Annotated in this window: 2 protein-coding genes and 2 pseudogenes; 2 read left to right on the top strand and 2 right to left on the bottom strand. The window is 44.2% G+C overall.

The window, feature by feature from the left end; all coding sequences use genetic code 11:
* Positions 1 to 99 precede the first annotated feature (99 nt).
* Positions 100 to 444, bottom strand: coding sequence for a hypothetical protein (locus L1N85_RS26780; protein WP_235242063.1), 345 nt, complete (start codon positions 442 to 444; stop codon positions 100 to 102).
* Positions 445 to 658: 214 nt separating this feature from the next.
* Between L1N85_RS26780 and L1N85_RS26775 the strand changes: the two genes are divergently transcribed.
* Together L1N85_RS26775 and L1N85_RS26770 are read left to right on the top strand one after the other, a co-directional pair.
* Positions 659 to 802, top strand: coding sequence for a hypothetical protein (locus L1N85_RS26775; RefSeq protein WP_235242062.1), 144 nt, complete (start codon positions 659 to 661; stop codon positions 800 to 802).
* Between the two features lie 747 nt (positions 803 to 1,549).
* Positions 1,550 to 1,756: pseudogene (locus tag L1N85_RS26770) on the top strand (reverse transcriptase domain-containing protein); the annotation flags it as partial.
* A gap of 582 nt (positions 1,757 to 2,338) precedes the next feature.
* On the opposite strand, the pseudogene L1N85_RS26765 reads toward L1N85_RS26770, so the two are convergent.
* A pseudogene (locus tag L1N85_RS26765) lies at positions 2,339 to 2,597 on the bottom strand (IS4 family transposase); the annotation flags it as partial.

Below are 2,597 nucleotides of genomic sequence, written 5' to 3'. Positions count from 1 at the left end.
ATTAAATATCTCATTTTCCGTCATCAATGGTATCTCCCTTCAGGGTTCTACTACAATGATTGACAGCAAATAGTCATGCTAAACTGGGAAGAACCATATTTAATCATATCTCACCAATAACCCGGTTATTTGGTCACCGGGCTGTCTGTAGAAGAGTACGTGAGCCTTTTTATTGTCCTTGTTCAGGTAAGCCAGGAACGGCTCGTCATCGGTCGCCCACTGTAAGGACCAGCCTTCAATCCCTGCTGTATCTTCATACCATGTGATTGTTTCATAATGGGACAGAGGAACTTTGTAGCAGGTTCCTCCCGCAGCGAGAGCTTCAAGCGGGCACAGAGAATCGGTTTTCTCAGTTCCGGCAGGCAAGGGCAATCCTCCCTCACCGCACGCAGCGGTCCATGTGACCAAGAGAAGCACGATCGCCGATATTAACATTTTTCTCATTCGACATCCTCCTCGATAAGTTAATATTATGAGCGCAAGTCGTTTGAATTCACCTTTAATGACGTTGCATCCAAGAGAAAAGTTGCTACTAATTGTTAGAATCCTCAGATATAGGGATTATAGGGACAGTGGAACCCGGACATGTTCCCTCTCAGTATGTCGGGACGCTTCTCAAGGAACGGGAGTTATTCGTTGCAGAAGCGAAGGCGAACTAGTGGGAATGTTTACTCTGCGGTGGTCCTTTGGGGAGCTCGACAACATCGAATCCGGTTATGTAGAGCGGCTGGCGGTAAGTCATTTCTTGGCAGGTACAGGTCCTGGAAGGCTAAGTCTGGATCGCTCATGGGAATACATCTAGGAAAATGGCAAGCAGTTAATGAAAGAGTGGTTGATTTGAGTGCCAGAACCTGGAAGATTTTATTGTAGAAGTTGAAGCACTTATTGACTTGTTGCCTAATCATTAGTCTAACGGGACAGTATGACAAGTTCTGCTATAAGCGACTTATAGCGTGAAAAGCAGGAGATTAAAATGATTAATCTTAACTTTACAACCGAGGATGGGAATGACGGAACCATGTATCCTGAAAAATCCCGCCAAAACTCCTGCGTGCGTCATGTCTGACAGGTCATGGGGTATGAAGTACAGGTAGATTCGGCAGAACGGAGGCTAAAGCCATTCGAATAGAAAAGGTATGCCATCGGATATGCCGCACGGCTGAAAAACTGGATATGGTGAGAATCGTTCTACTATAAAGCGGTATCAAACTCACAGGCCTAGAGGAAGCACCTAAGTCCAGAACGGAAAGCTAGGTAGTTAAGGGACTTGGAAAACAAGGTACACTGTAACAAGGGCTGTCACCCGAAGCTGTTGCTATAAGGCACTCGCCGAAATGCATTGATCCTTGTGAGGACAGGGGCACGACTGATGAATCTCCTGTAATGGGAGTGGAGGAACAGCCCCAAGTCTAACAGAAAAGAACTATCATTTTCCAATCGTGAATTGCACCGATCGGGTAAGAATGTGGGAACATCGCTTCGAAAAGGAGAGATGCCACAATGCAAGCTTTGAGATACTGGGATTACTACGGCATGACGGATACCTTCACGGATACTTGAACCCATAGCAGAAACCCGATTTTACAAGCATAGCTACGGTTTTAGACCCCTACTGTCTACGCATCATGCCATGGCAAGAGTACAATTCTTGGTCAACCATGCGAAACTTCATTATGTAGTATACATAGATATTTTAGGTTTCTTTGACAACGTCAACCATAGACTGCTGGTAAAACATTTATGGAACATGGGGATTCATAGATGACAACAAACCACTCGAAGGTGGCCGCTCTGGAAAAGCAGGGACGAAAAGAACGTAACACGGAATCTATGAATTTCAGCATAATTATGGTCAATCGTAATGAAATCGGGTATACTATCTATTAGCTGTAACCCTTTCAGCGATTGGATCTCCTTTTTGGTGTTGGAACCTTAGGATATCATCTATTCGCTTGATTGGGTTATTTTTCTACAAAAACTTTTCACTGACCAGTTTCCTTATTAAGTCCGATTATCATGTGGTTCATTGTTCCGAAAAACATTTGACCGCTGATGAAATATATCTTTGAACGTCATTCATTAGACTAGCATGAATCGAAAGGCCATGGCCGATGTTCATCTGCACTGATTATACACTAATGGTAAATGCAAAAAGAGCGCCGCATGAGGCAATGTCATTAAGATAAGCTCAAAGACAAGGCCGGGAATAAAAATGGAATCCGAAACGGCATGGAAAAAAAGTCCTGTGCCGTTTGTTTTTTGTGCCAGCAAGGAAAAAAGCGCACAGCAAACAAAGCGGATGGAATATCCACTTAAAAAAATGTTCATGTGAACTGAACTATGCTACTCTGTAGACGAAGCTAACAGTTGATTTCGAACGGATTTTGCGCGTATTCTTCTGCCCTGGGCGAATGGGTCGAATCGGCAAAATGTTTTTACGAATCAGCGCTTCAACATCAGGCGGGGGTCCATTGTTCCTTGAGCGCAGGAAATGTCTACACACGTGAACGGCGACCGTGAAGTTGACTTGGTAGGGGTGCTGTTTATCCATTTGTGAAATGACGACGTGCGAGGTTATCATTTCAGCGAAATTGTAC

Origin of the sequence: Paenibacillus alkaliterrae, assembly GCF_021532375.1 — a bacterium.
GTDB classification, from domain to species: domain Bacteria; phylum Bacillota; class Bacilli; order Paenibacillales; family Paenibacillaceae; genus Pristimantibacillus; species Pristimantibacillus alkaliterrae.
The sequence above is the reverse complement of the archived record's forward strand: the minus strand, read 5'-3'. Positions and strand labels throughout refer to the sequence as shown.

Coding starts and splice junctions, on each gene's coding strand:
- L1N85_RS26780 (WP_235242063.1), bottom strand. CDS start 444: ATGAGAAAAATGTTAATATCGGCGATCGTGCTTCTCTTGGTCACATGG.